We start from the raw sequence: 26594 nt of genomic DNA, 5'->3' as shown, positions 1-26594 counted from the left end.
GCCGTAATTTAGCCGGCGAAGGTACCATAAACACCGCAGGTCTATGCCCCCCATCCCGAAAGCCGATCGATTGCTCCGCCGCATCACCACCCTGCACGACCAGCTGCGGCAGGACGACGATGCCCCCTCCCGCCTAGAACAGGATCTCATGCTGGGCTACCTCCGTGAGCTCTACCTGCTGTACGCCGAGCCCACCGAGATCCCGGCCGCCGACCCCAAACCGGAACCTCGCGCTAAGCCGGAATCTCCCCGCACGGCCTTCTCCCCCGCCCGGCCCGAACCGGCACCTACTCCCCCACCCGCTCCCGAGCCGGCCTACGAAGCGCCCCCGCCGGTACCCAGCGTACCCGTGCCCCCGCCGCCCGCGCCCACCCTCACGACCCACACCGCCCGGGTCGAGCCCATGGTGTCTGACCGCCCGGCGCCCAATCCACCGCAGCCTGCGCCCGCGCCGAATATGAGTCCGGACGTAGCCGCTCTCTTTGAGGAACCAGAGCAGAACGGGATGGCCGGTCGCATCATCCGCCAGCGGATCACGGACCTCAACCGGGCGCTGAGTATCAACAACCGGGTGCTGTTCGCCAACAAGTTGTTCGACGGCAATGAATCCCTGACCCAGGCCCTGAAGACCCTCAACCTGCGCGGTAGCATGGCCAATGCCAAGCCGCTGCTCGTGGACCTGGCCCAGCAGCACGACTGGGCGCGCGAAGACCGGCAGGAGACCGCCCGCGAATTCATCAACCTCGTCCGCCGCCGGTATGCTTAAGCGCCTTAGTATTGGCTTGGTCCTGCTGGCCATCGTGGCCTTCGGCTACCTGTACGGACAGGCCGTACGCTCGCAGGAGGAGGCGCCGCCGTCCGTGACCGCGGTAGCTGCCCCCAACAACAGCCTCACCATCGCCTTCGGCAGTTGTAACCGACAGAACGAACCGCAGGACTACTGGGCCACCATCGGCAGTCACGCGCCCGCCGCCTGGCTCTGGCTCGGCGACAATGTATACGCAGACACCGACGATATGGTGCAAATGCGCGCCGACTACGCCACGCTGGAGAACGCCCCGGAGTACCAGGCCTTCCTGGCCGCAACCCCCCTGGTCTACGGTGCCTGGGACGACCACGACTACGGCAAGAACGACGCCGGAAAGGAATGGGCGGCCCGCGACGAGGCCAAGGTGCTGATGCTGGACTTTCTGCAGGTCCCCGACGACGCGGCCGTCCGCCAGCGGGCGGGTACCTATCAGGCGTACGATATCGGGGATATCCGGGTCATCCTGCTCGATACCCGCTACTTCCGCGACGCCCTCGCCCCGCCTACCCGACCGGGCGATCGCTACGGCGCCGATCCCGATGGCGATATACTGGGCGACGCGCAGTGGGCATGGCTGGAAGACCAACTGCGCAATAGCAACGCGAAGGCACACCTCATCGCCAGCAGCATCCAGGTGCTGCCCACCGACCACGGCTACGAAAAGTGGGCCAACTTCCCCACCGCCCGGGCCCGCCTGCTGCACCTGCTGGCGGAGGTGCGCCCGGCCCTGCCCCTGCTGCTGAGCGGCGACCGCCACCTGGCGGAGTTCAGCGTGGATAGCGTCGGAGACTACCCCGTGTACGAACTGACGGCCAGCGGCCTCACCCATACCTACAAGAATGCTAAGGAAGCCAACGACAAGCGGATCGGCTCCCTGATCGCGGAGCGCAACTTCGGTCTGCTGCACTTCACCACTACCCCCGCCGGACTACAGCTCACGGCCGAAGTGCGCGCCATAGACAACAACGCCGTGCTCGCTACGCTTGCACTACCAAACTCCCTCATGCCCCGTACCCTCCAGCCCTGCCCCGACTCCCCGAACTGCGTCAGTACCCAGACCGACCAGCCCAAGAAGAAACGCGATCCCATCCCCTTCACCGGATCGGCCGAAGACGCCATGGCGCGGATCAAGACGGTGGTATCCGCCATGTCCCGCACCACCCTGGTCGAGGAAGATGAGCACTACCTGCACTATACCTTCAAGACCTGGCCCATCCCCTACATCGACGATGTGGAGTTCGTCATCGACCCCGCGGAGCAGGTGATCCACTACCGCAGCGCGAGCCGCGTAGGTCACAGCGACCTGGGTGTGAACGGTCGCCGTATGGCCAAAGTAGTCGCCGCCTTCGCCAGCAATTAAACGCCGCTAGCGGGGGATCTCGATGCCCTGCAGAATTTCCTTGATCACGTCCTTGGTACCGAATCCCTCCATCTCCCGCTCCGGCGTGAGGATGATACGGTGGTTCAGGGCCGGAAAGGCTACCTGTTGGATATCGTCGGGTGTCACGAAGTCGCGGCCCGCCAGGGCAGCCACGGCCTTGGCCAGCCGCAGGATCGCCAGTGAGGCGCGCGGACTGGCCCCCAGGTACAGGTCGGGATGGGTACGCGTGCGGTACACGACCGCGGCAATGTAGTCGAGCAGCTCGTCGCGGATGAATATCCTTTCCACCACCGCGCGGTACTCGGCGATCTGTGCCTTACTTAGCACGGCCTGCACGTCCTCCTGCTGCCGCTGCATGAAATCCGAGCGGAAGCGGTATAGGATATCGCGTTCCTCGGTCTGGTCGGGGTAGTCGACCACGATGCGTACCAGGAAGCGGTCGAGCTGCGCCTCCGGCAGCCGGTAGGTGCCCTCCTGCTCGATGGGGTTCTGGGTGGCAATGACGAAGAAGGGGTCGGGTAGGGTGTGGGTCGTACCGTCTACCGTCACCTGCTGCTCGGCCATCACTTCGAAGAGCGCGGCCTGCGTCTTGGCCGGGGCCCGGTTGATCTCGTCGATCAGGATCAGGTTGCCGAATACGGGGCCGGGATTGAAGATGAAGCGGGCGTCGGCGGTGTGCAGCACGGTGGTGCCCGTCACGTCGCTCGGCATCAGGTCGGGGGTAAACTGAATGCGGCGGTAGGTCGCGTCGATCGTTTTGGCCAGCAGGCGGGCGGTGAGGGTCTTGGCGATACCCGGTACGCCCTCTACGAGCACGTGGCCTCCGGCGAGCAGGGAGACGATCAGCAGGTCGATCAGTTCGCGCTGCCCCACGATGAGCTTACCTACTTCGCTGCGGATGCGGTCGGCGGCGGCGTGGACAGCCTCCAGTTCGAGCCGGTCCTGGGAGGAGGGCGGTGCGGGAATGGGTGCGGGATCGCCGGTGCGGGGTTCTTCCATGGGGCAAAGCCTTAAAGGTACGGTCGCCCGCCTAATCGATAGTCCTCAGCGGGAAGGCGGCCCGCAGGGCCGTGAAACGCTCCGGGTAGCGCTCGGCAAAGTCGGCTGCGTGGGTGTGAAAGAGGGTGTAGGTGATGGCAGCCAGGTCCAGCTCGTCCAGCCCGATGAAGCCTTTCAGGGCTTCCTCACTGAAGTCGCTCAACTGGTAGATCTCGCCGTAGTCCAGTTGCTGGGCCGCGATGGTGGTCCGTACTGCGGGATCGGTATGCATCAGGGCGCGGCTGTATTCGTACAGGCCGAGCTGCAGGTACTTCCGGGGCTCTACAACGGAGCGGATGAGGTAGTTGAGGGTGTAGATGATGGCGCCGTCTGCGGGGTAGAGCTCCGAGGCGTGGAGCCGTTCGTGGACCGGGGTGGGAAACTGGTGCTTGTAGAACAGCACGTTCTCGAATCCTGGGATAAGAAATTCCTCCCGGTAGAAGGTCACCGTAGCAGCCGAGGCGGCCACCATCAGGCGCACATCGGCGGGGATGGTCTCGATGGCCATACCGGTAAACTCGGTGTTCTCGCGGATCAGGAAGGCCCGCCGGCGAAATTCCCGCTTGCCGGCCAGGTCGAGGGCGCGGTAGAGCGGGAAGCGGTCGAGCAGGGGAGCCAGGGCCGGGGGCAGGTCCGGCGGATGGGTCTTCCAGTACCGCCAGCGGATCTGGGGGGCCAGGGTGTAGGCGCCCGCCGCGGCGATGGCAGGCAGCACCAGCAGCCAGCTGTAGGGCGTGTCGGTCTGCCAGGTGAGCACTAGTCCCAGCAGGAGGAGGCAGCCGGCGGCGAGGTAGATGGCGCGTACGGGATCGATGGGTGGGGAATTGTAGGCATTGGTACGCCTGACACTCGGAATATGTTGTATCTTGGGGGAGCCCCGAAGAGCCGCAAATCCTTTCACCATGATGAATGAAGAAGTGCGGACGATCATGACCACCGATATCGTTACCGTTCAACCCTTTCAGTCCGTCGGGGACGTAGCCAGAATCATGCTCCGCGAGCAGCTCCAGCAGCTGCCGGTCGTGGATGCTACCAACCGCTTGGTCGGCCTCATCACCTCCTACGATATGTGGCGCGACGTACGCCGCAACCGCAACAGCGAGAACCGCACCGTTGGCGAGGTCATGAACGTCCACGTCGTCAAGCTCATGCCCAAGGACAAGGTCGGTACGGCCGCCGAGCTGTTCATGGACCGCCGCTTCAAGACCCTGCCGGTCGTCAATCTGCGCGGCGAGCTCAAGGGCGTCGTCACGGCCTTTGACGTGATCCGCTACTCGCTCAAGAAAGAGTACCGCGAGCCGATATTGTACCGGGAAGTGCTGCAATGATCTGCCGATAGCCCAGTGTGCAGCTGCTCTCCCCAGTACGCAGCGGTCTGCGACCGCGGTAGTACAACGCGGCCTCCGGCCGCGCTGACTATCGGCGTATGACAAATAGTGTCATCTTTAACGCCATGCGTACCACCCTCCTTGGCCTTCTGATCACCCTCCTTTGCACCGGCGTCCGCGCCCAAACGACTGTCCACGTTACCCTGCCGCAGGCCCTGGCCGATAGCGCACTGGACGGCCGCCTGCTCCTGCTGCTCTCGCAGGACAGCACCGCCGAGCCCCGCTTCCAGGTCACGGACGGACCGGACACCCAGCTCGCCTTCGGCCGCAACGTAAGCGACTGGGAGCCGGGCACCACGGTGACTATCACCGCCGACGACCGCGGCTACCCCATCGCCTCGCTGGCCGGTGTACCCCCCGGCAGCTACCGCGCTCAGGTACTGCTGCACCGCTACGAGACCTTCCACCGCGCCGACGGACACACCGTACAGCTGCCCATGGACCGCGGCGAAGGACAGCAGTGGAACCGCGCGCCCGGCAACCTGCTAAGCACCCCAGTGACCGTGACCCTGCGCGCCGACCGGAGTGGCCCCATCACCCTGACCCTCGACCAGGAAATTCCAGAGATCGAGGAGCCGGACGATACCGACTACGTCAAGCACATCAAGATCCGCTCCAAGCTGCTGAGCGACTTCTGGGGCCGCGATATGTACCTGGGTGCCCACGTGCTGCTGCCCGAGGGGCACGCCGACCACCCCGAAGTGAAGTACCCCCTGGCGATCATGCACGGTCACTTCCCGGCCGACTTCGGGGGCTGGCGCACTACCCCACCCGATACGACCGAGCCCTGCGTATACAGCGACCGCTTCGGACTGGACTGCTACAACCGTATCGAACAGCAGGAAGCCTACGACTTCTACCGGACCTGGACCGGGCCGGACTTCCCCCGCGTCATCGCCGTGGAGATCCAACACGCTAATCCCTACTACGACGACAGCTACGCGGTGAATTCGGAGAACCTGGGGCCCTACGGCGACGCGATCACCTACGAGCTGATCCCCGAGATCGAGCGGCAGTTTCGCGGCATCGGGGAGGGCTGGGCGCGCTTCGTGTACGGCGGCAGCACGGGCGGCTGGGAGGCCCTGGCGGTGCAGGTGCTGTACCCCGACGACTACGGTACCTGCTACGCGGCCTGTCCCGATCCGATCGACTTCCGGGCCTATACCGTTGTGAACTTGTACGAAGACGCCAACGCCTATACCCTCGATAGCCCCTTCAAGCAGACCGAGCGGCCGGCCCGTCGGGATAGTCTGGGCCACGTCTCCACTACTCTGCGTGAGGCCAATATGCGCGAGCTCGTGCTTGGCGACCGCAGCCGTAGCGGGCAGCAGTGGGATATCTGGGAGGCGGTGTACAGTCCGGTCGGTGACGACGGCTACCCGCAGCGCATTTGGGACAAGGTCTCCGGTCACATTGACCCCCGGGTAGCCGACTACTGGCGCGAGCACTACGACCTCACCCACATCATGCAGCGCGACTGGGCCACGCTAGGTCCGAAGCTGCGGGGCAAGGTTAATATCTACGTTGGCGACATGGACAACTACTACCTCAACAATGCGGTCTACCTCACCGAGCAGTTTCTGCGCTCCAGGGACTTCGGCGGCGAGATCACCTACGGCGACCGGGCGGAGCACTGCTGGAACGGGGATCCGGAGCAGCCCAATGCGATCAGTCGGCTGCGGTATCACCGGATGTTTATTCCTAAGTGGGCGGGGAAGGTGGGGGAGTTGGCGCCTGCTGGGGCGGACCTTAGTTCTTGGCAGTATTAGGTTGTTAAACACAGATTACGCGGATTAAGGCACAGATTGGGCACGGATAGCGTCACCGCTGCGCGGCTCCGCTGTATGGTGTGGGAAGCTATTGGATGTAGCGTTTGATGCCGTGCTGCATGTTGCGGACGTTGAAGTTCATGAGTAGACCGAGGGGCTTGTCCGCCAAACGTAGGTAAGTGAGCAGTTGGGCGGTATGTATGGGATCGAGTGCTTCTACTGCCTTTAATTCCAGAATGATTAGGTCCTCGACTAGGATATCGATGCGGTAGCCACCGTCTACCTTAATCTCATCGTAGGTGATGGGCAACAGCAATTGACTCTCCGCACGATAGCCCTGTTTACGAAGCTCGTGTAGCATACACTTCTCGTAAGCAGACTCCAGTAAGCCCGGCCCTAGACATCGATGTACCGTAAAAGCTGCGCCGCGTATCCCGTAGGTAAGTGTATTTAGATCCATAGCGCAAGTATCCCCCACCCCACTCTACTATTTGTAGAGTCCGGTTAAGTCTACCTCAACCCACGACGTACCGCGCAGCGGTGCAAAGCGAATCTGCGCTTAATCCGTGCCTAAATCCGCGTAATCTGTGTTTAAACCTACACCACATTAATCTCCCCAGCCCGAAACAGCTCCCCCATCTTATCGTAGGTGCCGTCCTCCAGCTTGCTGCGTACGGCCTTGAAGGCGTCCAGGGTAGTCTGGATATCCTCTTCGGTGTGCTCGGCGGTGGGGATGAGGCGTAGGATCAGCTGTCCCTTCGGGATGACCGGCGGCAGCACTACGGAGCAGAAGATGCCGTAGTTCTCGCGCAGGTCGTAGATCAGGGCCCCGGCCTCGTAGGTACTGCCTTCGAGGAAGACCGGCGTCACGCAGGCGCCCGTATTGCCGATGTTGAAGCCCGCTTCGCGCAGGCCGTTCTGGAGGTGGTGGACGTTCTTCCACAACTTCTCGCGCAGCTCCGGTTGTTCGCGCAGGAGGCGCAGACGTACCAGGGCGCCCTTGACCATGGGCATGCAGAGGGTCTTGGCGAAAACCTGACTGCGCAGGTTGTAGCGCATGAACTCGATGATGTCCTTATCGGCACTCACGAAGGCACCGAAGCCGGACATAGCCTTGGCGAAGGTGGAGAAGTATACGTCGATCTCGTCCTGCACGCCCTGCTCCTCGCCGGCACCGGCACCCGTGGCACCCATCGTACCGAAGCCGTGGGCATCGTCGACCAGCAGGCGGAAGCCGTACTGTTCCTTGTACTGCACGATCTCCTTGAGGATACCCTGCTCGCCGCGCATACCGAAGACGCCCTCGGTGATGACCAGGATACCGGAATCACGCTTCTCGGCTTCCTTCTTGGCCTGCTCCATCCGCACCAGGAAGTGATCGATGTCGTTGTGCTTGAAGGAGAACTTGGGGCCCTGGTGCATGCGGATCCCGTCCATGATACAGGCGTGGTCGTCGCGGTCGTAGACCACCACGTCGTGGCGCGTCAGGCAGGCATCCACGATCGACATGATGCCCTGGTAGCCGAAGTTCAGCAGCAGGGCTGCTTCCTTCTGGGTGAAGTCGGCCAGTTCGCGTTCCAGTTGCTCGTGGGCGTCGGTCTCGCCGCTCATGATGCGGGCGCCCATGGGGTAGGCCAGTCCGTACTCGGCCGTGGCGTCGGCGTCGGCCTTGCGCACGTCCGGGTGGTTGGTGATGCCTAGGTAGGAGTTGATGCTCCAGATGATGCATTCCTTGCCGCGAAACGTCATGCGGGGGCCGAGCTCGCCCTCCAACTTAGGGAAGGAGAAGTAGCCGTGAGCCACGTCCTGGTACTGTCCCAGGGGCCCTTTGAATTCACGAAACTTGTCAAATAGATCTTTCATGGTCGGGGGATATGGGCGCAAAGGTACAACGTGAGCCGGAGCTAGACAGGGGGCGGGGCCGCCGGTGCGGAGACCAATCACACAGCCAACGCTACCTGCCCAAAAACTTCTTGAGGCCGGCACCTGCGGCGACCACTGCGATCGCGATCAGCTTCCAGGCTTTGAGCAGGAAGATGCCGATGGTGGCCAGTAGGCCGGTCTTGGCCAGCACCTTGGCGCCGATGAGGGCGGCAATGCCGTAGGCAGCAATATTGTCGGTACTGGCGTCGAAGTCGGCGTAGCGGTTGCCCGTAGTGTAGGTCAGGCTGGCGAGCATATCGTCGAGCTTGGCGTCGACCTCGGGGAGGTCCTGCATGCCGCCGATCACGTTGAAGGTGAGGTAGCCGCGGCGGCCGAGGAAGAGGATGTTGTAGTTCAGGGTTTCCACCGGCATCCCTTCGAACTGTAGGCGCTTGGCCCAGTGCAGGCGTTTATTGGTCTGGTCGTAGTGGGGGGTGGCGGCCCAGCCCAGGAGGTGCATGGCCTGGTAGCCCTGTTCTTCGCGGTATGCATTACCGGCTTCGGTATCCTCCTGTAGCTGCTCGAGGAGTTCGTCGTAGTCGTAGTCGGCCGCATCGTCGTCCGATACGTAGCCCTCTTCGGTGTAGCTGATGTTGATGCCGTAGCCGGCGGGGTTGGCCGGTCCGTACTGCGCGGGGAAGAGCATGCCCAGGGAGGCATCGCCCATTTCCGGCATATTGCCCCAGAGGTCTACGAGTACGGTATAGGCATCGTCGGGGTAGACGAAGGTATAGCCGGGGGGTATGGCTAGATCGGCCAGGCCGTCCCCGATCGTGAGGGTAGTATCTGCGTAGAAGGTAAGGGTTTGCGCTACGCTATCGGCCCATTCCTGGTAGGGGTCGACCACTTCGGCTTCGTCGTAGGCTTCGGTATCTAATAGTTGAGCCTGGGCATAGCCGGAGAGGAGTAGCAGGGCTACCGTCAGAACATTAACTTGCATAGGTAAAAGAGGGGTGAGTGTAAATAGGATATGGGCGGTGCCATTCCGCCGCAGTACGGGACTAGCTAATGCCCGACTGACGACGTACCGTGGTATAAAAATAACTGGTGGTATAGCATTTAAGTCCGTTTCCTGCCACTTTAACAATTATACCCGCCAGCCCGCTCATTCCCAGCCTTTGCACCTGCGGACGCGCCCGTACCGGACGGCGTGCCCTATATTGATCGGACGAACCAAGCCGCCCCGCCGCCCATGAAGCTCCGCCTAGTTACCATCCTGTACAGCACCCTGCTGCTGCTGACCGCCTGCGCCGATCGGGCGGTCGACCGTACGACTGAAGTCGATGAGACCACGGCAGACAGCACCGAAGTCGGTGAGTGGATCACCTTATTCGACGGCAGCTCTACCGACGGCTGGCGGGGCTATAAGTCCGACGTGCTGCCCCCCGGATGGGTCGCGCGCGACGGCATGCTGCTCTTCGACACCGAGGTGCAGCTGGAGCAGGACTATACCGGCGGCCGGGACGTGGTGTACGGCGCACGCGAATTCGACAATTTCGAGCTGGAGCTGGACTGGAAGATCCCCCCCGGCGGCAACAGCGGCATCCTCTACCACGCCAAGGAAGAAGGCTACGACTCGCCCACCGTGATGGCCCCCGAATACCAGCTCATCGACGACGAAGGCTATGCGGAGATACACGACCTGACGGCCTACAACAGCCAGTTCGGCGCCGAGCACCCGGAGCAGCTGCAGGACTGGCAGATGACGGGGGCCGACTACGCCATGCACACCGCAGACCCCACGAAGAAGAAGCTCAACCCCCCGGGCGAGTGGAACAGCAGCCGCATCGTGTTCACCCCCGAGCGGGTCGAGTACTGGCTGAACGGGGAGCTGCTGCTGTCCTTCGTGCCCTGGTCGGAGGACTGGGAGGAAAAGCGCAATTCCGGCAAGTGGAAGGACGCGCCGGACTACGGCAAGTACCGCAGTGGCTACATTGTCCTGCAGGACCACGGTAGCCCCCTCTGGTTTCGCAACATCCGCATCCGGGAACTCTAGTAAACGCTAAGCGACCATGAAAAGAAGAACATTCCTCCAGAGCAGCACCGTACTGGCCGCTGCCGCCCTCCTACCCGGCTGTGCCACACAGAGCGCTATATCCGGCACGCCGGGCCGCCTCCGCACCGCCCACGTCGGCCTCGGCTATCAGGGTCGTGAGGACATGGGTGCCATCGCCTCCCACCCCGCCGTGGATGTGGTGGCCCTCTGCGACGTAGACAGCAAGTTTCTGGCCGAGGCCCAGGCACAGTACCCCAAGGCCCGATCCTATACCGACTACCGCGTCATGCTGGATGAGATGGGTGACGAGATCGACGCCGTCATCGTCGCCACACCCGACCACACCCACGCCCCGGCCTCCCTGCTGGCGATGGGAATGGACAAGCCTGTCTACTGCCAGAAGCCCCTCACCCACCACGTCGCCGAGGCCCGCGAGATGGCCCGCGTGGCCCGCGACCGCAAGCTGGTCACCCAGATGGGTATCCAGGTGCACAGCTTCTACGACTACCGGGTGGCTACCCAGCTGATCCAGTCGGGCCTCATCGGTAAGGTGCGCGAGGTGCGTGCCTGGTCGCCGAAGAACTGGGGCTACAACGGCCCGGCCCCCACCGAATCCGACCCCGTGCCCGAAACCCTGAACTGGGATCTCTGGCTCGGCACCGCTCCCGACCGTCCCTACGTCGAGGAGCGCTACCACCCTTCCAACTGGCGGCAGATCGTCGACTACGGCTGCGGTACCCTGGGCGATATGGGCGTACACATCTTCGATACCCCCTACAATGCGCTGGCGCTGGACGTGCCCTTGACGATCGTGAACGACTGCCGTCCGCCGAGCGGCTACGGCTTCCCCGAGCACAATGTGGTCACCTACGAATTTCCTGGCACGGCATATACGGCGGATACCCTCAAGTGGGTCTGGTACGACGGTCCCGGCGCGCCGGGCGAGCAGCCCGAGCTGGAGCTCCCCAACGGCGATCCCCTCCCCGAACAGGGCGCGATCTTTTACGGCGAGACGGGCAAGCTCCTCCTCCCCCACTTCATGCAGGAGCCTCGCCTCTTTGTCGACGGTGCCTACCGGGAGATCGGTACCGAGATCACCGCTGCCGCCGCCGCCCTCGACCTGGGGGAGCCCGTGCGCAATTACGCCACGGAGAGCCCCAAGCACTACCACCAGTTTGTGGACGCCTGTCTGGGCAAGGACGAGACCAGTGCGCCCTTCAGCTATGCCTCCCGCCTTACGGAGGTGATTCTGCTCGGCGTAGTGGCCGGTCGCTTCCCGGGCGAGACACTGCACTGGGATACCGATACCGCCCGCTTTGCGGAGGATAAGGCGAATGAATTTTTGGCGGGTAGTTATCGGGCGTTTTAGCCCCCAAAAGAAATAAACTTTAACTACCGGCTATACCTACGGTAGTGCATCTTTGTATCGCACCCGCGGCCCCGCCCTCACTAAATCCTGGGGCTACGGTAGATAATGAAGCACACTCTACTTGTACTACTGCTGTCGGCCGTGATGACCGGACAGTCCATCGATTTTACGCTTGGTATTTTGGATCGTAATACCGCAGGTGCTACCATCACCCAGCTCTTCGCCTCAGGTAACGGCAGCATAGTCTGGTCGACCAATGATCAGAATGATGTGACCAATTACTTTTCCGACGGTCAGCTAGCGGGTACACGTCCCATCGAGTTTCCGCAAGATGCCACCCTTATCGGTGCGGTCAATGACCGGTATTACTTTGCCAGTTTTGAGAGTAACGTATCTATCATCACCGAGATCAGCGGCGCGGATGGAGCGGTCCGTACACTGCCGCCTCAGTTATTTACCGCTGCTATAAGCGACTATACCCTGCTCGACCAACGGCTGTACTTTATTCGGCAGGTGCAGTCTAGTTTTGCCCAGCAGGTGCACGAGCTGGTCGCTTTCAATCCCGTGAGCGAGACTACCACGGTCATTAGAAGCGATACCTATATCGGTACACGGAATCAGGGCCGGCAGTATCTGGCTACGGACGGTGCGCTTCTCTACTTTTCCGCCGCGCAGGGAGCGGGATTCGGTCCGGCAGCGTATAGTCCGGCTACGGAAATGGTCACCTTGCTGGGGGAGGTCAATGCCGTCAGTCCGATCGTCTACTTCAGCCGGGGCGGTCAGGTAAGTATCAACTACAACAAATCCACCTTCGGCGAAGCGAACCGCTTGCTCGACGCGACGAGTCTGTCTGCCCCCCTCCCCGAGCTCTTTCCTACGGTTCCCGATGCGGCCGGTCTTATCGCGGCCTGGGTCCAGGTCGGCTTCGACGGCAGAGTGTACGCCGTCGACTATTCCGGTGCCGTAGCTATCCTACTGGAACCAGCTGTTGCTGCAGACGATGCGTACATGGCGCGTGGCGTTACCAAGATCAGTGCGACGGAAGCACTGTTCGTCCGTAGAACCAGCGACACTACCTCAGCGATCTGGCGCACGGACGGTACGCCGGACGGCACCCGTATAGTGACAGAAGCACCCGCCGTGGTCAGTCGGATCGTACCATTCGGCCAGGTATTCGCCATAGTGGCTTCGCAGGAGCTTTACCTGCTCGATCCGGAGCGTAGCGTGCTCACACCCGTCCCCGTCCGCCTGGCCGGTAATCCGGACGCCGAAGTAGTAGTATCCGGAGAACGGCTGTACTTCTCCGCCATCGATCCGGTAGTCGGTGAGGAGGTGCACTATATCACAGTCAGTAGCACGAGCGACGGACCCACCGCCGTACGGAATACGCCATCGCTCGAAGTACAGCTATATCCCAACCCCACGACCGGCCCGGTAAACGTACAGTTGGCGGGCAACGCCAAGCTATCCGTGACACTATTCAACGTCTCCGGCCATCGGCTGCAGCAGCTGCCGTTCGCCCAGGCCGTTCCGCTCGATCTGACGGCCTACCCTCCGGGCGTGTACATCCTTCAACTGGAGGATACGGAATCCGGGGCGCGGGCGGTGCGCAGACTCGTGGTACAGCGGTAGGGCGGGGACGCGGGTGCGAAGATTGATATCAGCAGCCTGACTATACATCGAAGTCCAACAGGCCGCCTGTATGCGCTCCATATCAACAACTCTTTTGAACCTGGCCTGAAATTTCGAGGGGCTAGCTCAGGCGGTGATATATATATATATATAAGGCAGCTAGTAAAATATCAATGAAATACTATTCCAAGGTAGATATGCCAGCGCCAGCTATGCCGCAGCAGTCACATCAGCTTCACGATACGGCCTATATTGTATATGGGTCGAAGATGGTTACTTACGAAATACTGAGCATGCCGATTCAAGACATGGAGGAAAGTTTTGTGTTTGGCCTGTGGGTGGTGATCGAAATGAGTGAAATAGAAGCTATTGCAAAGGAGGGATCTACCTTTATGTGCAGAGGTAAACTGGCAGCGAATATTCCGTTTTATAAAGCCGGTAGGGATAAGGCAATTCAAGTTTATTTTGACCCCAGTAGACCTGACTATAAGAAGCCGACTCTAATCACGACAATGGCTACCCACGAGGCTTATTCTCATCAAAACCACGGGATACCCAAGGATATGTATATTGATTGGATGAAGTCTCTTCACGATGGTGGAGCAGTGCTGGGATTCTAAAAAATGAACAGGTACTATCAAGTTATACTTCCGGAACCCAGGATAATCGCTGACTATAAAGTAGCCGAACGATGCGGCGGCCGATACGAAGTACCGGTTCGGCGGACGACGAGGATCACAGTACTTAAGGCACCCGACTGGGTAGTGGAGTCAGGGTCGGAACCAGAACTGCAAGGGGTTAAATTACAACTGGATGAGATGTGGTCGTTCGTGGAGCGGAAACAAAATAAGCGGTGCATCTGAGTGATCTACTGTCCGGCGATCAAGCAAGTGTTAGCCTTTCACATTGGTGTCCAGAGCAAAGCGGATGCCGAGCGGCTGCAGGACAAACTGCTCGATCGGTTACGCGAAAACTGTGCATTTGCTACGGACTACTTGGAGGCCTACTACCAAACCATCCCGAAGGAACAGCACCGAGCGAGTAAAGCACTGACTTACCCCATTGAAGGCTACTTCACTGGGGTAAGTCAGAGTAAGTCGGCTGGTACGGCGGAGCGTGTCGTTTTCCAAAAAGCTCACTAACCATGTGGCCGCGATCGACTACCTATTCTGGCAGCGCAATCTAACCGCCCACCATTACTTATGATACACTGCCATTAATGTAACTATGGAAGACTATTCAAAAATTCTGTTCCCACATGACTTCTTTGAAGAGCCGGGTGTTGAGTCTGCCTGGGCGAAAAAAGTCAACACCGGGTATCAGTTAGACAACATACTTTTCTACGCAAAAAATTATGCCCTCAATGATATAATTGAGGTAAAAGAGTTAGGTGGTGCCCTTTATGCAAAGGATGTAATACGAGAAAGTGGTCATTCTACCATAAGAGTCTTGGTAGATGATGCGAAGAAAGTGCAAAGTTTGAGAGCAGAATTAGAATCTATGGGGTGTGCTTCAGAACTAAGTAACTTGCCCACTTTAATCGCAGTGGATGTTCCTCCCACAGTGTCATATTCTTTTGTTCAAAATTATCTGAATCAGGGTTTGCAAGATGGTGAATGGGAGTACCAGGAAGCGGCAATTGCCACAAATCGTAAGCCATAGTATAGTACCTCGGGTTTTCAGACCACGGAGCCAAGTTAGTTAGGTGAAAGTTAGGCGGCCTTTCGGTACCGCTGGATAGGCTTTACTCGGTTGATTTCCTGATGATCCCGGTGGTGGTAGCGATACAGCCATTTCTCGATTCCTCGGTACAACTGCCGGCCGTTGGCGGCGGGGTTCAGAAAGATGTGCTGGTACTTAATCATGCGCCAGAAGCGCTCGATGTAGATGTTATCCAGGGCCCTGCCCTTGCCGTCCATGCTGATGGCAATGCCCTGCTCACACAGGTAGGTTACATACTGCGGCGAGCAGGTAAACTAGCAACACTGGTCGGAGTTCAGGATCTGCGGTGCCCCGTGCTCGGCCACCGCCTGGCGAACCACTCCCGGGCTGGCTTCCGCCGCCAGGGTGTTGGCTAGACCCCAGCCTACGATGTAGCTTGAGTACACGTCAATGATCGCCGTGAGGTACTCATAAGCCTTTCTGCAGCGGGACATAGGTGATGTCGATGGCCCAGACCTGCCCCGGTCGGTGGATCTCCAGGTCGCGTAGCAGGTAAGGGTGAACGTACTTCGCCTGCCCCAGTACCGTCAGGTGCCTGCGTGGGTAAATGGCTCGAATACAGGCCTTTCGCATTAATCTACGCACCCGTTCGTAGCCCGCGTGGTACCCTTTATCTCGGAGCATCGACTGCATGGTCAGCACGCCCGCCGTTGGCTCCTCCAGGATGTGGGCATCCATCAGCCGCATCATCGCCAGGTTCTGCTCGTTCTCACCCTTAGGCTCATAATAGACGCTGCCGCGGCTTACCGAAAGCAAGTCGCACTGCCGGCGGATAGACAGGCTAGCCTGGGCCTCTAGTCCGGAACGCCTTACTTAAGGTGATCCCATCTGGCTAAGTTTTTTTTCGAAAGTCGCGTTCCATCTGCAGCTGACCAATCTTGGCGTAGAGTTGCTGCAGCTCGGCTTCGTTGGCGGTGACCGCATCAGATCCGGAAGCCGTCTTGCCCTCGCCGGTCTCGAAGACCTGCTCGGAACCGGCGATAAACTCCTGCTTCTACTGACTAATCTGGTTAGGGTGAAGCTCAAACTTCTTGGCCAGCTCGGCGAGCGTTTGTCTTTCTTTCAAGGCCTCAATGGCGACTTTGGCCTTGAAGGCAGCGGTGAATTTTCTTCTTGATCGCTTCATGGTACAAGGTAAGTTTTCAACTTAGATTGTGGTCCAATTTTGTCGAGGTATTATACTGCCAGGTTGGATCGATCTTCTTCTAACCCAGCCGCAATAAGGGGTAGAGAGCAGCAGCAAATTGAAGCAAATGGGCGTGCTCAATCTCAAGGTGGGACATCGGGAAACGATATAAATGGTGTTAGCCCTACAAACAAAAGAGCATCAGATTACCAAAGAGCAGCCCAAAGTGAGTTTGGCGGGGGTTAAACAACTTGACGATGAAGAAACAACATATGACGACTGGGGCAGTGTTAGAGATACACTCGGGCACAAACTATTATTACGCGCAGATACTAGCCTCCAAAAGCTGTGCATTCTTCGATACTCAACTGGATGAGCCCCTAGAAAACTGTGGCATCTTGTACGGCTCACCAGTTGCCTTTATCGTAAGAGTATATGATGACGTAATAACAAGCGGCTTGTGGCAAAAAAAATGTAAGTTGCCAATTACGGATAGTTTGAAGGATGAGCCGCTGAAATTCATTCAAGATAACTTAAACCCGAATAATCTTGAATTGTATAACCCGGTTACAGGAGCTATTACTAAAGCCACGAAAGATCAGTGCTTAGGTCTTGAAGCTGCTGCTGTTTGGGAAGCTGATCATGTTATAAGTAGGCTTCAAGATCACTTTGCAGATAGACCCAATGTATGGGTGGAGCAGCTGTCTATAAAATAGATTTGCTCCACAGATCCCAGGTAGTTTGGTAGACTCAGTAACAATTTTAGAGTTGTCGCTCGATGCCTAGCGCCCCGCCGTGGCGACGCTATTTGCGGCGGTATAGACGGGGCGCGGCTGTTGGGCGCTACAAAAAGTAGCAAAGCACACAGGTCGGTATCAACTGCATTGGGTATGGCTTTTGGTTTTACCGTAAGGCATCGCACCCGTGGCCCCGCCCCTAACTCCGTTATGCCTACAACGCCCAGGGCTGGCTGACCACCATCAACCAGTCTACCCTGGGGGGCACCAATACCGGTATCAAGGTAGCCCCTACCGCCCCGGTGCTACCTAAATTCGGGTGCACCCGGCGCGACGGCGGATGCCAACGACTTATTTGCACTAGAGCTACGCTACGACCAGCTCCTCAGTGGCCTGGCCGGTACGGCCCGTAAGGACGGCAACATCGCCCAGGTGATCTGGTCCCGACTGAGTCGGGACGAACGCCAGGCCTACAGCGCTACGTATGACTACCTTAGTCGCATGAACGTAGCGAGCTACTACGACATGACGGACGCCGGAGTGGTCTCCTCGGACCAGAAGTTCAAGGAGGAGGTCACTTATGCGGATGCGCGGGGCAACATAAAGACGCTCAAACGCAACGGCCTCTACCTCACCGGCTCGGCCTGGACGGTGGGCCAGATCGACAACCTGACCTACACGACCACCTCCGGTACGAACAAGCTGGCCAGTGTAATCGAGACCGCCCCTACGGCGAGCAAGTCCCTCGGCTTCTCAGCCGGTGCGGGTGGTACGGGCTACGAGTACGACGCCAACGGTAACCTCAAAAAGGACACATACAAGGGCATTACGGCCATCGCGTACAACTACCTGAACCTGCCGGACAAGATCAGCGTAACGAACGTAGCGAGCACGAACGAGGTGCTGCAGGAGAACCTCTACACGCCCTTCGGCCTGGAACTGGGGTATGCGTAGCCGAACGATGCGGCGGCCGATACGAAGTACCGGTTCGGCGGACGACAAGGATCACAGTACTTAAGACACCCGACTGGGTAGTGGAGTCAGGGTCGGGACCGGCGCGGTCTTTACATCGCTTCAACGTATGTGAGATTTACCCTTATCTTACGGGGTAAGCCGCCGACCCGCCCCCCTCCATGTTACCTACCCTCAAGCGCTTTCTGAGCTTTGCCTGTATGGCTTCTCTGCTGACGGCCTGCGGGCCCGACCTGAAGGAGGGGGTGGCGGAAGCCTACGCGACCCTTCCGCAAGACATCGACTTTAACTTTCACGTCAAACCGATCCTGTCGGATCGTTGCTACGCTTGCCACGGCCCCGATGCCCGGCGGCAACAGGCCGACCTGCGACTCGACACCCCGGAGGGGGCGTATGCCTCCCTCAGCTCCGGTCACGGAGTGGCGATCAAGCCCGGTAAACCTGCCGCGAGCGAGATGATCGCCCGGATCAACAGCGAAGACCCGGAGCTGGTCATGCCCACTCCGGAGTCGAACCTCAGCCTCAGCGACTACGAGATCGCTGTATTGACAAAGTGGGTCGAGCAGGGGGCGGAGTACAAGGCGCACTGGGCGTTTGTCGCGCCAACCAGCCCTACCGTACCGGCAGCGGGGGAAGGGTGGGCTACCAACGACATCGATCGCTTCGTGGCCGCTAAACTTTCTCTGGAGAACGTGGCGCCCAGTCAGGAGGCGGAGCGCCCCTACCTGATCCGCCGGGCCTACTTCGACCTTACCGGCCTACCCCCCACCATTGCCGACCTAGACAAGTGGGAGGCGGCCGACATACCGGACTGGTACGAAGCCATGGTAGACGAGCTGATGGCGCGGCCCGCCTACGGGGAGCGGATGGCTAATTACTGGATGGACGTTGCTCGCTTCGCGGACTCCGAAGGCTACTTAGATGATTTTCACCACGAACTGTGGCCCTACCGCGACTGGGTGATCAGGGCCTACAACGAAAATTTACCCTACGACCAATTTCTCCGGTGGCAGATCGCCGGTGACCTCCTGGAGGAGCCGACCCCCGACCAGCTACTCGCCACTACCTTTAACCGGACGCATAAGCAAAACTCCGAGGGAGGCATCATTCCGGAAGAGTTCCGCGTCGAGTACGTAGCCGATCGCGCCAATACGGTAGGTACGGCATTCATGGGGCTTACCGTCGGCTGCGCCCGTTGTCACGATCATAAGTACGACCCCCTCAGTCAGAAGAATTATTACGAGCTGTTCGGCTTTTTCAACAATACCGTCGAGCGGGGAGACGCGATCTTTGGGCTCAACGGGGTCCAGAACAGCATGAAGACCGACAATGCGCTGAGCATGAACGCCGGGCCGACCCTGGCTCTACCGGACGCGGAGACGAGGCGCATTCACGACTATCTACTGCACCTCATCGAGCAGGAAGAGGCCGCACTGACCGGCACGCTCGACAGTGCATCCGCCGACCCACTGCCGGCCCTGCGGGAAACCGAATTGAAGGGCTACATAGCGAGTAAAACGGTCAACCACCTCACCTTCGACGAAACCCCCGTGGTGGAGCACGCAAACGGGTACAAGCTGCGCTGGAATGCGCTGTCGCAGGTGCCGGGAAGAATTGGAAGGGCGGTGGAGCTGGGCCCCGAAGCATTGACCACCGAGGGGGAAGGTAGCCGCTTCGAGCGCAGTGACCCCTTCACCGTTAGCTTTTGGGTGTACACCCCGAAATTTTTCGAGGAAGCCCACGTGCTGTACAACTCCAATACCCGTATCCAGGGGTACCGGGGTTGGGACGCCATCATCGACAGCAACCGGGTGCACCTGCGCCTCAATCACGCCCACCCCTATCAGTCGATCGATCTGCGCATAGATGAGCCCCTGCGCAACGAAACCTGGACCCACTTTACCTGGAGTTATGATGGTAGCAGCGACGCCGGCGGCATGCGCGTCTACGTTGACGGGCAGCTCACCGCCCCGACGGTGCTCCGTAACCATCTCGTCAGAAGCACGCGGCCGTACGGGACGGAAACCGGCGCACTGATCTACGCGCAGTACAACGGCCTCACCGTAGGCAGTCGCTTTTACGATGAAGACTTCGGTGGCGGACGCATCGACGAGCTGCGCGTGCTCAACGTAGAGGCCGGTGACCTGATTGCCCGTTACCTCTACGAAGCGCCCATCGGTGAGTTTACCCTCGGTACCGACGAGCGGGAACGCAGGGAGTACGACGACCTACACCGCAACGAGCGGAGCATCGCGCTGCAACGGTCGCTGCACCGACTCAGGGCCCGCGAGGTAACCACGCTCGACACCGTCAGGGAGGTCATGGTCATGGGCGACGATAGCCACGTGCGGCCCACGTACATCCTAAACCGGGGCGTCTACGACGAGCACGGCGCGGAGGTGAGCCCTGGCGTCCCGGAAAATCTGCTGGTCTGGCCGCAGGGTGCGCCCCGCAATCGCCTCGGGCTGGCCCGGTGGCTGCTACACGAAGACAACCCCCTGACCGCCCGGGTGGCCGTCAATCAGCTATGGTACGTGATGTTTGGTCGCGGACTGGTAGAAACCGTCGAGGATTTCGGCAACCAGGGTGCCCTACCCAGCCACCCCGACTTGCTCGACTACCTGGCAGTTGACTTTAGGGCACACGGCTGGGACGTCAAACGCCTGGTCAAGATGATGGTGATGAGTAGTACGTACCGACAGAGCAGTAGGATACGCGAAGACCTGAGCGAGCGCGACCCGGATAACTACTGGCTGGCGCGGGCACCCCGTTACCGTAGGTCTGCGGAGATGGTACGCGATAATGCACTGGCGGCGGCGGATCTACTAAATACGAAGGTCGGGGGGGCCTCCGTATATCCCTACCAACCCGCCGGGCTGTGGAGGGAAGTGAACGGGCACGGCTTTTCACCGGAATACGTGGTCGATAAAGAAGAAGGGCTGTACCGCCGCAGCCTCTACACGTTCTGGAAGCGCAACTCCCCGCCCCCGGCCATGCTTACCTTCGACGCCAGCCTGCGCAACGAGTGTCAGGTACGGCGGCAGCGGTCGAGCACCCCCCTGCAGGCCCTCGTGCTGCTCAACGATCCTCAGATCTTGGAGGCCTGTAGGGTACTTGCCGCCAACGCACTCGCGGCGACCAGGTCGGAAGTGCAGGCTACGGACCTGATCTTTCGTCGCCTCATCGGCCGTGAGCCGACAACCAACGAGCGGGAGATCATGCTGCAGTACTACGAGGGGGAGCTTAACTACTTCGACGATCACCCCTTCGCCACCCAGGAGTTTCTGGCCACCGGATTTCACGACACCGACCTGGCCGCCGGCCCGACCCGCGTGGCAGCACTCGCCCGGGTAGCGAACAGCGTAATGAATACGCAGGAGGGGTACTACAAGAATTAGCCCACCATGAATGATTTAGTAAAGGCCCGGTTCTTGGCTACCCGCCGAGAGTTCCTACGCACTACCTCGAAGGGGCTGGGCGCCCTGGCGCTCGGTGGGCTGATCGCCCCCGAGCGACTATTAGGGGGGGCACTCACCGGTCCGGCGGGGCCCGGTAACGGAGGTGTCCTACCGGGCTACCACCACCTGCCGAAGGCAAAACGGGTCATCTACTTATTTCAGGCCGGTGCACCGAGTCACCTCGAGACGTTCGACTATAAGCCCTTGCTTAACGAACGGTGGGGGGAGGAAATCCCGGATTCGGTACGGGGTACGCAGCGCCTATCCGGTATGCTCGCCGCCCAGTCGAGCTTCCCCCTCGTAGGCTCCGTATACGACTTCACCCGCAACGCGAAGACGGGAGGCTACTTCAGCTCCATCATGCCCTACACGGCCGCCGTGGCGGAAGACATCTGCGTGATCAACTCCATGTACACCGATGCGATCAACCACGAGCCCGCAACCGTTTTCATGCAGACCGGTAGTCAGCAGGTAGGCCGCCCGGCGATGGGTGCGTGGCTGAGTTATGGTCTGGGCAGTCCCAATAAGAACCTTCCCTCCTTCGTGGTGCTGCTCTCTAAGGGGCGCGACGATGTACAGAACCTGAACATGCAGTCTTGGTCGAGCGGCTTTCTTCCCAGCCACCACCAGGGCGTTCAGTTCCGTAGTGGCAAGGACCCGGTGCTGTTCCTGAACAACCCGCAGGGAATAACGCGGGACCGCCGCCGCAGGGAGCTCGACGTACTCGAAGCGCTGGACCGGGAGCAGCAGCAGCGGTGGGGCGATGCGGAGATAGACTCCAAAATAAACCAGTACGAAATGGCCTACCGGATGCAGGCCAGCGTACCGGAGATCACCGACTTCAGCAACGAGCCGGATCACACCTTCGACCTGTACGGGGAGGAGGCTAAAAAGCCGGGGACGTTTGCGGCAAACTGCCTGCTGGCCCGCCGTCTGGCCGAGCGCGACGTTCCCTTCATCCAGCTGTACCACATGGGTTGGGATCAGCATGGGAACCTGCCGCGAGACATCAAGACGATGGCCAGCAGCGCCGACCGGGCGAGTGCCGCACTGGTCAAGGATCTCAAACAGCGTGGCCTGCTGGAAGATACCCTGGTGGTGTGGGGCGGTGAGTTCGGCAGAACGGCCTTTAGTCAGGGTAAGCTTACAAAGGAAAACTACGGGCGCGACCACCACCCGCGTTGCTTCAGTATGTGGATGGCCGGTGCGGGGGTAAAGCCCGGTATGATCTACGGCAAGACCGATGCGTTCGGCTACAACATCGTCGAAAACGGGGTGCACGTCCACGACCTGCAGGCGACCATGCTCCACCTGCTCGGGGTAGATCACGAAAGGCTGACGTTCAAACACCAGGGCAGGAGGTACCGGCTGACGGACGTGCACGGTCACGTAGTAAAGGGTATTCTGAGTTGAGCACCGTATTCGCCATGCCATCCTTGCTGCTCGCCGATCTCGGCTTATTCGTAGGTCGCTTTCACCCCCTCCTGGTGCACCTGCCCATTGGCTTCCTGATACTGGCGGCGGTGCTGGAGTGGTGGCCGGGTGACCGGGCACGGGCCGCTATCGGGGTCGGCTGGGTACTGGGGGCGGCCTCCGCCGTAGTCGCGGCTTTTTGCGGCTACTTACTCTCCGGCGAAAGCGGTGGTGGCGACACGCTGTTCTGGCACCAGTGGCTGGGCTTCGGTGTGGCCACCCTGGCTGTCATCGGTGTATTCGTTAGCCGTAGGGGAGGAAAAGTAGCCAAGGGCTTCGGCGTGTTAACGGTGGCCCTCCTCGGCCTGGCCGGCCATCAGGGGGGTAACCTCACCCACGGCGAAACGTACCTGTTGGAGCACGCGCCGCCGCTGGTACAGCAGCTCAGCGGGCATGCAGCGGACACCACGGGTCCGGTCGACTGGTCAACCGTCAATACCGACAGCATCAACATCTACGCTTCCTTCCTGCGGCCGGCGCTCGACGAGACCTGCGTCAGGTGCCATAATGCAGGCAAGCAGAACGGCGGGCTGCGTATGGACGAGGCCCGCCTACTATTTGCGGGGGGAGACGGCGGCAGCATCGTCACACCGGGTGACGCACTCGGCAGTCTGTGGTACAAGCGGGTAACGCTACCCCGCAGCAACGCAAAGGCCATGCCCCCCCGGGGGGAGCCCCTCAGCTTCACCCAGGTACGCTTGCTGGAGTACTGGATCGCCGAGGGAGCCGATACCCTGGCGGTATTCGACCCGAAGGACGTACCGGCCGACATCAAGGAATTCCTTGCGCGCGACTACGGGCTGGATCTCCGCCCCAGGCTCTTCGCAGAAACCATCACGGCACCTGCGCTCCCCGCCCAGACACTACAGCTGCTTGCCGACCTTGATTGGGTACTGACGCCCCTGCTGCCCGGCGGCCCCGCCCTGGAGGCCAAGCCAGCACGTGGCGCGACCATCGACCCCGCCGCGCTAGCTACGCTGGCCGAGCTGGCCCACGACCAAATTGCCTACCTGAGCCTCGATCGGCTATCCTTTACCGACGCCGACCTCCTGCCCCTCGCCGCATTCAAGAACCTGAACCGACTGCGGCTCAACGGCACCGGCATCTCCAGCGCTACGATCGAAAGACTGGGCGAACTGCCCCACCTCGAAAGCCTGAACCTTTACGACACGAAGGTAGACGACACCATTTTTGCGCACCTTCAGCACTTTCCCGCCCTCCGGCGTATATATTTATGGCAGACGAACGTCAGTCCCGAAGCCGTCGCCACCTTCGCCAGCGCCCACCCCACCATCGCTATCGATACCGGTTTCACCTTCGGCCCCGACACGGGGGAAAACAGCAAATGACATGCCCACAGCTCCCCGCCGTAATTTCCTCAAGAAAGCCAGCCTCCTCGGGGCCGCGGCCATGACCACCCCCCTGCCCTCCAGGCCGCTGCGGTCGGCGTTGGACGGCCCCACCGTCGGTCAGGGCGACTTCCGCTATACGGTCGACAAGGGCTGGGGTGCCCTCGACCCCGTATCCCAACCCCTGCAGCACTGCCACGAGATGGAGCTCGACGACCGGGGGCGCCTGTTGTGCAGCACCGTGGCCCGCGACTTCAACGTGCTGGCCTATAGTAAAGACGGGAAACTGCTCGACAGCTGGCAGCTCGACCTTACCGAACCCCACGGGTTCAGTAAGGCCGGTCAGGGGAGCGACCAGACGTTCTGGATCACCGACAGCGCCGACGGTCGCGTACTCAATCTAGATCCCGACGGTCGTGTCATTCGGGAGCTTTCCGTTCCACCCGACCTGATCCCCGAAGGCCAGCAGTTCAAGCCTACCGAGACGGCCATTGCCGCTAGTGGAGAGGTCTACGTAGCCGACGGCTACGGCAGCAACCAAATCTTTCACTTCGACGCGACGGGCCGGCTCAAGCAGGTATTCGGCGGCCCGGATCACTTCGACTGTTGCCACGGCATCGTCGTCGACGACCGGCGCGGAGGCGAAGAACTGCTCATCACCAGCCGCGCCAAGCAAGAATTTCAGCGCTGGAGTATGGACGGTAAGTTCCTGAGCACCCGCAAACTGCCCGGCCTGCAGATCTGCCGTCCGGTCATCGCCGGGGAGCACACCCTCTTCGCGGTCATCGTGACCGATAGTTGGTGGAGCTACGACGGTATGATCGCCGTACTCGACAAGGACTTCAACGTGGTTTCCCTCCCGGGCGGCTCGGAAGTCACCAAACAGACGGATTTTACCGACGTCAAACAAGACGGTCAGACCTTCATGAACCCCCACGACGTGTGTGCCGACGGTGACGGTAACCTCTACATACCCCAGTGGTACAGCGGCCGTACGTACCCCATTCGTTTGCGGCGGGTGTAGGGAGGTGGCGGTGCTTCTTTCGGGGCGGGGCCGCGGGTGCGAGGTAATTCAACCGATGATTTGATCTGTAGGTATGTAATATTTGCATTAAAAATATTGATTTGAAGTGGCTCGTAATCATATTGTTGTTTGGTGGCGTAGTGGTAATAAGCATAGCGCAATTGTTCGTCTGGACTGAAAACAGGGAGTTAGAACGGGAAGGGGCCGTTATTGTCTCTAGTATCGAAAGGTATCGTCATGAACGAGGTAAGTTACCTAGAACACTCGGCGATATTGGATATGATGAGAGTATGGGTGCTGGACCACACTACACACTTACTGATAGTTCTAGATATAAAATATATTACGCCTTTGGCTTTGATAATTACTACGAATACCAATCTCAACTGGGGCAGTGGGTTGAGGTGCCGTAACGGCAGTGCTGTGCTACTAATCGATTATATTCCAGATGTATAGATATATACGATAAATTGCGCGCCAGCATATATTGTAAACCCACCTGTCAAAATGTAGTAAATCGAGCATATGAGTTTAGTATTCATATCCGAAGTTACAATCCGTTAGCGGAGGATACGGCATCCGGGGCGCGGGCGGTGCGCAGGCTTGTAGTACAGCGGTAGAGCGGTGACGCGGGTGCGAAGATTGATATCAGCAGACTGACGCTGGTAGGAATAAGGCGATTCAAGTTTGTTTTGACCCCAATAGACCTGACTATAAGAGACCAGTGAAAACAGATCCAGAGACTGGTCAGACGTGAATGAATGATTACGAGCGCCCGAAGTTGCAAAACAACAAAAGCAACATAAACCATCCTTCTGGAAGCTAATTATGGATAAAAAAGCAATCAATCATTTTGGTATTTACTGTGAGGTAAACAATAGCGACTTCCTCATTGAAAGCTTCGCCCGTACTGAGAAGTTCTTACTAGCAGTAAAGGCCTTACGTGATACTTCCAGGCAAATCAGCTATTACTCTGAGAGTAATGCCGAAGTTTGTGCCTTATTTGAATGGATAGGTAAATCGTATCTTAATTCCATTAAGGTTATCACCTCACATTCGTCTGATATCGGTTGCGCGATTTTGCCCAATATGAGTCACTTTAAATGTAATTTCGATCTATCCTTGGATACTTTTGGCATTGTGAGTGTAATGAGCGAAGACATACGGAATGAAATTCTTATAGATTATGAGCTGGTGGAAGATAAAAGATATCTAGTAGAAGTAGAAATTTATGGTCGCGAGTGGAGCAAATTGTTTGATTTGTGGACCGAAGAAAGAAACTAACCCTCCTAAGGTAGCTACCATCTCACTGTATTGGAATACTTCGTTCGAAGGTCCTCTCTCATTAGACCTGGTATGCGGGTTCACCAGTATTGCAACCGAACGTATCTAGCCCATGCAATAATACATTTACAGCCTCAACCACTCC

The 26594-nt window shown here is 59.3% G+C and carries 26 protein-coding genes; 17 read left to right on the top strand and 9 right to left on the bottom strand.

Features of this window, described 5'->3' with window-relative positions:
• Window positions 1–43 precede the first annotated feature (43 nt).
• Both MJQ68_RS09755 and MJQ68_RS09750 read left to right on the top strand, forming a co-directional pair.
• Complete coding sequence (locus MJQ68_RS09755) at window positions 44–766, top strand: hypothetical protein (RefSeq protein WP_238750898.1); 723 nt, start codon at window positions 44–46, stop codon at window positions 764–766.
• Entirely contained in the window at window positions 759–2168 is a 1410-nt protein-coding gene (locus MJQ68_RS09750) for a DUF1499 domain-containing protein (RefSeq protein WP_238750897.1), read from the top strand. Before MJQ68_RS09755 ends, MJQ68_RS09750 begins: the two co-directional genes overlap by 8 nt.
• A 6-nt stretch (window positions 2169–2174) precedes the next feature.
• Here MJQ68_RS09750 and MJQ68_RS09745 read toward each other — a convergent pair whose 3' ends face one another.
• Both MJQ68_RS09745 and MJQ68_RS09740 read right to left on the bottom strand, forming a co-directional pair.
• Window positions 2175–3188 carry an AAA family ATPase gene (locus tag MJQ68_RS09745; RefSeq protein ID WP_238750895.1) on the bottom strand — a complete coding sequence of 338 codons (1014 nt, stop codon included), beginning with the start codon at window positions 3186–3188 and terminating at the stop codon, window positions 2175–2177.
• A gap of 31 nt (window positions 3189–3219) precedes the next feature.
• Window positions 3220–4131, bottom strand: a complete 912-nt coding sequence (locus tag MJQ68_RS09740; RefSeq protein ID WP_238750894.1) for a zinc-dependent peptidase — start codon at window positions 4129–4131, stop codon at window positions 3220–3222.
• On the opposite strand from MJQ68_RS09740, the gene MJQ68_RS09735 reads away from it, so the two are divergent.
• Both MJQ68_RS09735 and MJQ68_RS09730 read left to right on the top strand, forming a co-directional pair.
• Window positions 4130–4555 (top strand): CBS domain-containing protein, encoded by a 426-nt coding sequence (locus MJQ68_RS09735; RefSeq protein WP_238750892.1) that lies wholly within the window; start codon window positions 4130–4132, stop codon window positions 4553–4555. The genes MJQ68_RS09740 and MJQ68_RS09735 overlap by 2 nt on opposite strands.
• 125 nt (window positions 4556–4680) lie before the next feature.
• Complete coding sequence (locus tag MJQ68_RS09730; RefSeq protein ID WP_238750890.1) at window positions 4681–6384, top strand: hypothetical protein; 1704 nt, start codon at window positions 4681–4683, stop codon at window positions 6382–6384.
• An 88-nt stretch (window positions 6385–6472) separates the two neighbouring features.
• On the opposite strand, the gene MJQ68_RS09725 is transcribed toward MJQ68_RS09730, so the two are convergent.
• From MJQ68_RS09725 to MJQ68_RS09715, 3 genes are all read right to left on the bottom strand, one after another.
• The gene (locus tag MJQ68_RS09725) at window positions 6473–6844 is read right to left on the bottom strand and encodes a GxxExxY protein (RefSeq protein ID WP_238750888.1); all 372 of its coding nucleotides are present in this window, start codon (window positions 6842–6844) and stop codon (window positions 6473–6475) included.
• A gap of 137 nt (window positions 6845–6981) precedes the next feature.
• Complete coding sequence (locus tag MJQ68_RS09720; protein ID WP_238750886.1) at window positions 6982–8247, bottom strand: aminotransferase class I/II-fold pyridoxal phosphate-dependent enzyme; 1266 nt, start codon at window positions 8245–8247, stop codon at window positions 6982–6984.
• 91 nt (window positions 8248–8338) lie between these two features.
• The gene (locus tag MJQ68_RS09715) at window positions 8339–9247 is read right to left on the bottom strand and encodes a DUF2167 domain-containing protein (protein WP_238750884.1); all 909 of its coding nucleotides are present in this window, start codon (window positions 9245–9247) and stop codon (window positions 8339–8341) included.
• 252 nt (window positions 9248–9499) lie between these two features.
• On the opposite strand from MJQ68_RS09715, the gene MJQ68_RS09710 reads away from it, so the two are divergent.
• The 6 genes from MJQ68_RS09710 (at window position 9500) to MJQ68_RS09685 (ending at window position 14966) form a co-directional block, all read left to right on the top strand.
• Complete coding sequence (locus tag MJQ68_RS09710; protein WP_238750882.1) at window positions 9500–10303, top strand: 3-keto-disaccharide hydrolase; 804 nt, start codon at window positions 9500–9502, stop codon at window positions 10301–10303.
• 16 nt (window positions 10304–10319) lie between these two features.
• Window positions 10320–11672 carry a Gfo/Idh/MocA family oxidoreductase gene (locus tag MJQ68_RS09705; protein ID WP_238750880.1) on the top strand — a complete coding sequence of 451 codons (1353 nt, stop codon included), beginning with the start codon at window positions 10320–10322 and terminating at the stop codon, window positions 11670–11672.
• Between the two features lie 105 nt (window positions 11673–11777).
• A complete protein-coding gene (locus MJQ68_RS09700) occupies window positions 11778–13304 on the top strand; it encodes a T9SS type A sorting domain-containing protein (RefSeq protein ID WP_238750878.1) in 1527 nt (508 codons plus the stop codon).
• Window positions 13305–13477: 173 nt separating this feature from the next.
• Window positions 13478–13924 carry a DUF2199 domain-containing protein gene (locus tag MJQ68_RS09695; RefSeq protein ID WP_238750877.1) on the top strand — a complete coding sequence of 149 codons (447 nt, stop codon included), beginning with the start codon at window positions 13478–13480 and terminating at the stop codon, window positions 13922–13924.
• Window positions 13925–14167: 243 nt separating this feature from the next.
• Entirely contained in the window at window positions 14168–14446 is a 279-nt protein-coding gene (locus MJQ68_RS09690; protein ID WP_238750876.1) for a hypothetical protein, read from the top strand.
• Between the two features lie 85 nt (window positions 14447–14531).
• A complete protein-coding gene (locus MJQ68_RS09685) occupies window positions 14532–14966 on the top strand; it encodes a DUF4265 domain-containing protein (RefSeq protein WP_238750875.1) in 435 nt (144 codons plus the stop codon).
• 50 nt (window positions 14967–15016) lie between these two features.
• Here the strand turns inward: MJQ68_RS09685 and MJQ68_RS09680 are convergent, their stop codons facing one another.
• The 4 genes from MJQ68_RS09680 to MJQ68_RS18025 all read right to left on the bottom strand — a co-directional run bounded on the left by MJQ68_RS09680 (window position 15017) and on the right by MJQ68_RS18025 (window position 16152).
• Complete coding sequence (locus tag MJQ68_RS09680; RefSeq protein WP_264759006.1) at window positions 15017–15229, bottom strand: integrase core domain-containing protein; 213 nt, start codon at window positions 15227–15229, stop codon at window positions 15017–15019.
• 51 nt (window positions 15230–15280) lie between these two features.
• Window positions 15281–15460 (bottom strand): hypothetical protein, encoded by a 180-nt coding sequence (locus MJQ68_RS09675; RefSeq protein ID WP_238750873.1) that lies wholly within the window; start codon window positions 15458–15460, stop codon window positions 15281–15283.
• On the bottom strand, window positions 15435–15782 hold the full coding sequence (locus MJQ68_RS09670; protein WP_238750872.1) for an IS3 family transposase: 348 nt from the start codon (window positions 15780–15782) through the stop codon (window positions 15435–15437). The genes MJQ68_RS09675 and MJQ68_RS09670 overlap by 26 nt, the downstream gene beginning before the upstream one ends.
• A 238-nt stretch (window positions 15783–16020) precedes the next feature.
• On the bottom strand, window positions 16021–16152 hold the full coding sequence (locus MJQ68_RS18025; RefSeq protein ID WP_406612808.1) for a transposase: 132 nt from the start codon (window positions 16150–16152) through the stop codon (window positions 16021–16023).
• Between the two features lie 257 nt (window positions 16153–16409).
• On the opposite strand from MJQ68_RS18025, the gene MJQ68_RS09660 reads away from it, so the two are divergent.
• The 7 genes from MJQ68_RS09660 to MJQ68_RS09630 all read left to right on the top strand — a co-directional run bounded on the left by MJQ68_RS09660 (window position 16410) and on the right by MJQ68_RS09630 (window position 26449).
• Window positions 16410–16868 carry an immunity 26/phosphotriesterase HocA family protein gene (locus MJQ68_RS09660; RefSeq protein WP_238750869.1) on the top strand — a complete coding sequence of 153 codons (459 nt, stop codon included), beginning with the start codon at window positions 16410–16412 and terminating at the stop codon, window positions 16866–16868.
• Between the two features lie 453 nt (window positions 16869–17321).
• A complete protein-coding gene (locus MJQ68_RS09655; protein WP_238750867.1) occupies window positions 17322–17843 on the top strand; it encodes a hypothetical protein in 522 nt (173 codons plus the stop codon).
• A 179-nt stretch (window positions 17844–18022) separates the two neighbouring features.
• The gene (locus MJQ68_RS09650) at window positions 18023–21259 is read left to right on the top strand and encodes a DUF1553 domain-containing protein (protein WP_238750865.1); all 3237 of its coding nucleotides are present in this window, start codon (window positions 18023–18025) and stop codon (window positions 21257–21259) included.
• A 6-nt stretch (window positions 21260–21265) separates the two neighbouring features.
• A complete protein-coding gene (locus MJQ68_RS09645) occupies window positions 21266–22732 on the top strand; it encodes a DUF1501 domain-containing protein (protein WP_238750863.1) in 1467 nt (488 codons plus the stop codon).
• Between the two features lie 14 nt (window positions 22733–22746).
• Window positions 22747–24141 carry a c-type cytochrome domain-containing protein gene (locus MJQ68_RS09640; RefSeq protein WP_238750862.1) on the top strand — a complete coding sequence of 465 codons (1395 nt, stop codon included), beginning with the start codon at window positions 22747–22749 and terminating at the stop codon, window positions 24139–24141.
• Between the two features lies 1 nt (window position 24142).
• The gene (locus MJQ68_RS09635; RefSeq protein WP_238750861.1) at window positions 24143–25165 is read left to right on the top strand and encodes a twin-arginine translocation signal domain-containing protein; all 1023 of its coding nucleotides are present in this window, start codon (window positions 24143–24145) and stop codon (window positions 25163–25165) included.
• An 828-nt stretch (window positions 25166–25993) separates the two neighbouring features.
• Window positions 25994–26449 (top strand): hypothetical protein, encoded by a 456-nt coding sequence (locus tag MJQ68_RS09630; protein ID WP_238750860.1) that lies wholly within the window; start codon window positions 25994–25996, stop codon window positions 26447–26449.
• The last annotated feature ends 145 nt before the right edge of the window (window positions 26450–26594 follow it).

It is taken from the genome of Neolewinella maritima (assembly GCF_923081025.1).
In the GTDB taxonomy this organism is placed as follows: domain Bacteria; phylum Bacteroidota; class Bacteroidia; order Chitinophagales; family Saprospiraceae; genus Neolewinella; species Neolewinella maritima.
Note: the sequence above shows the minus strand (reverse complement) of the source record. Positions and strands in the feature narration are given on the sequence as shown.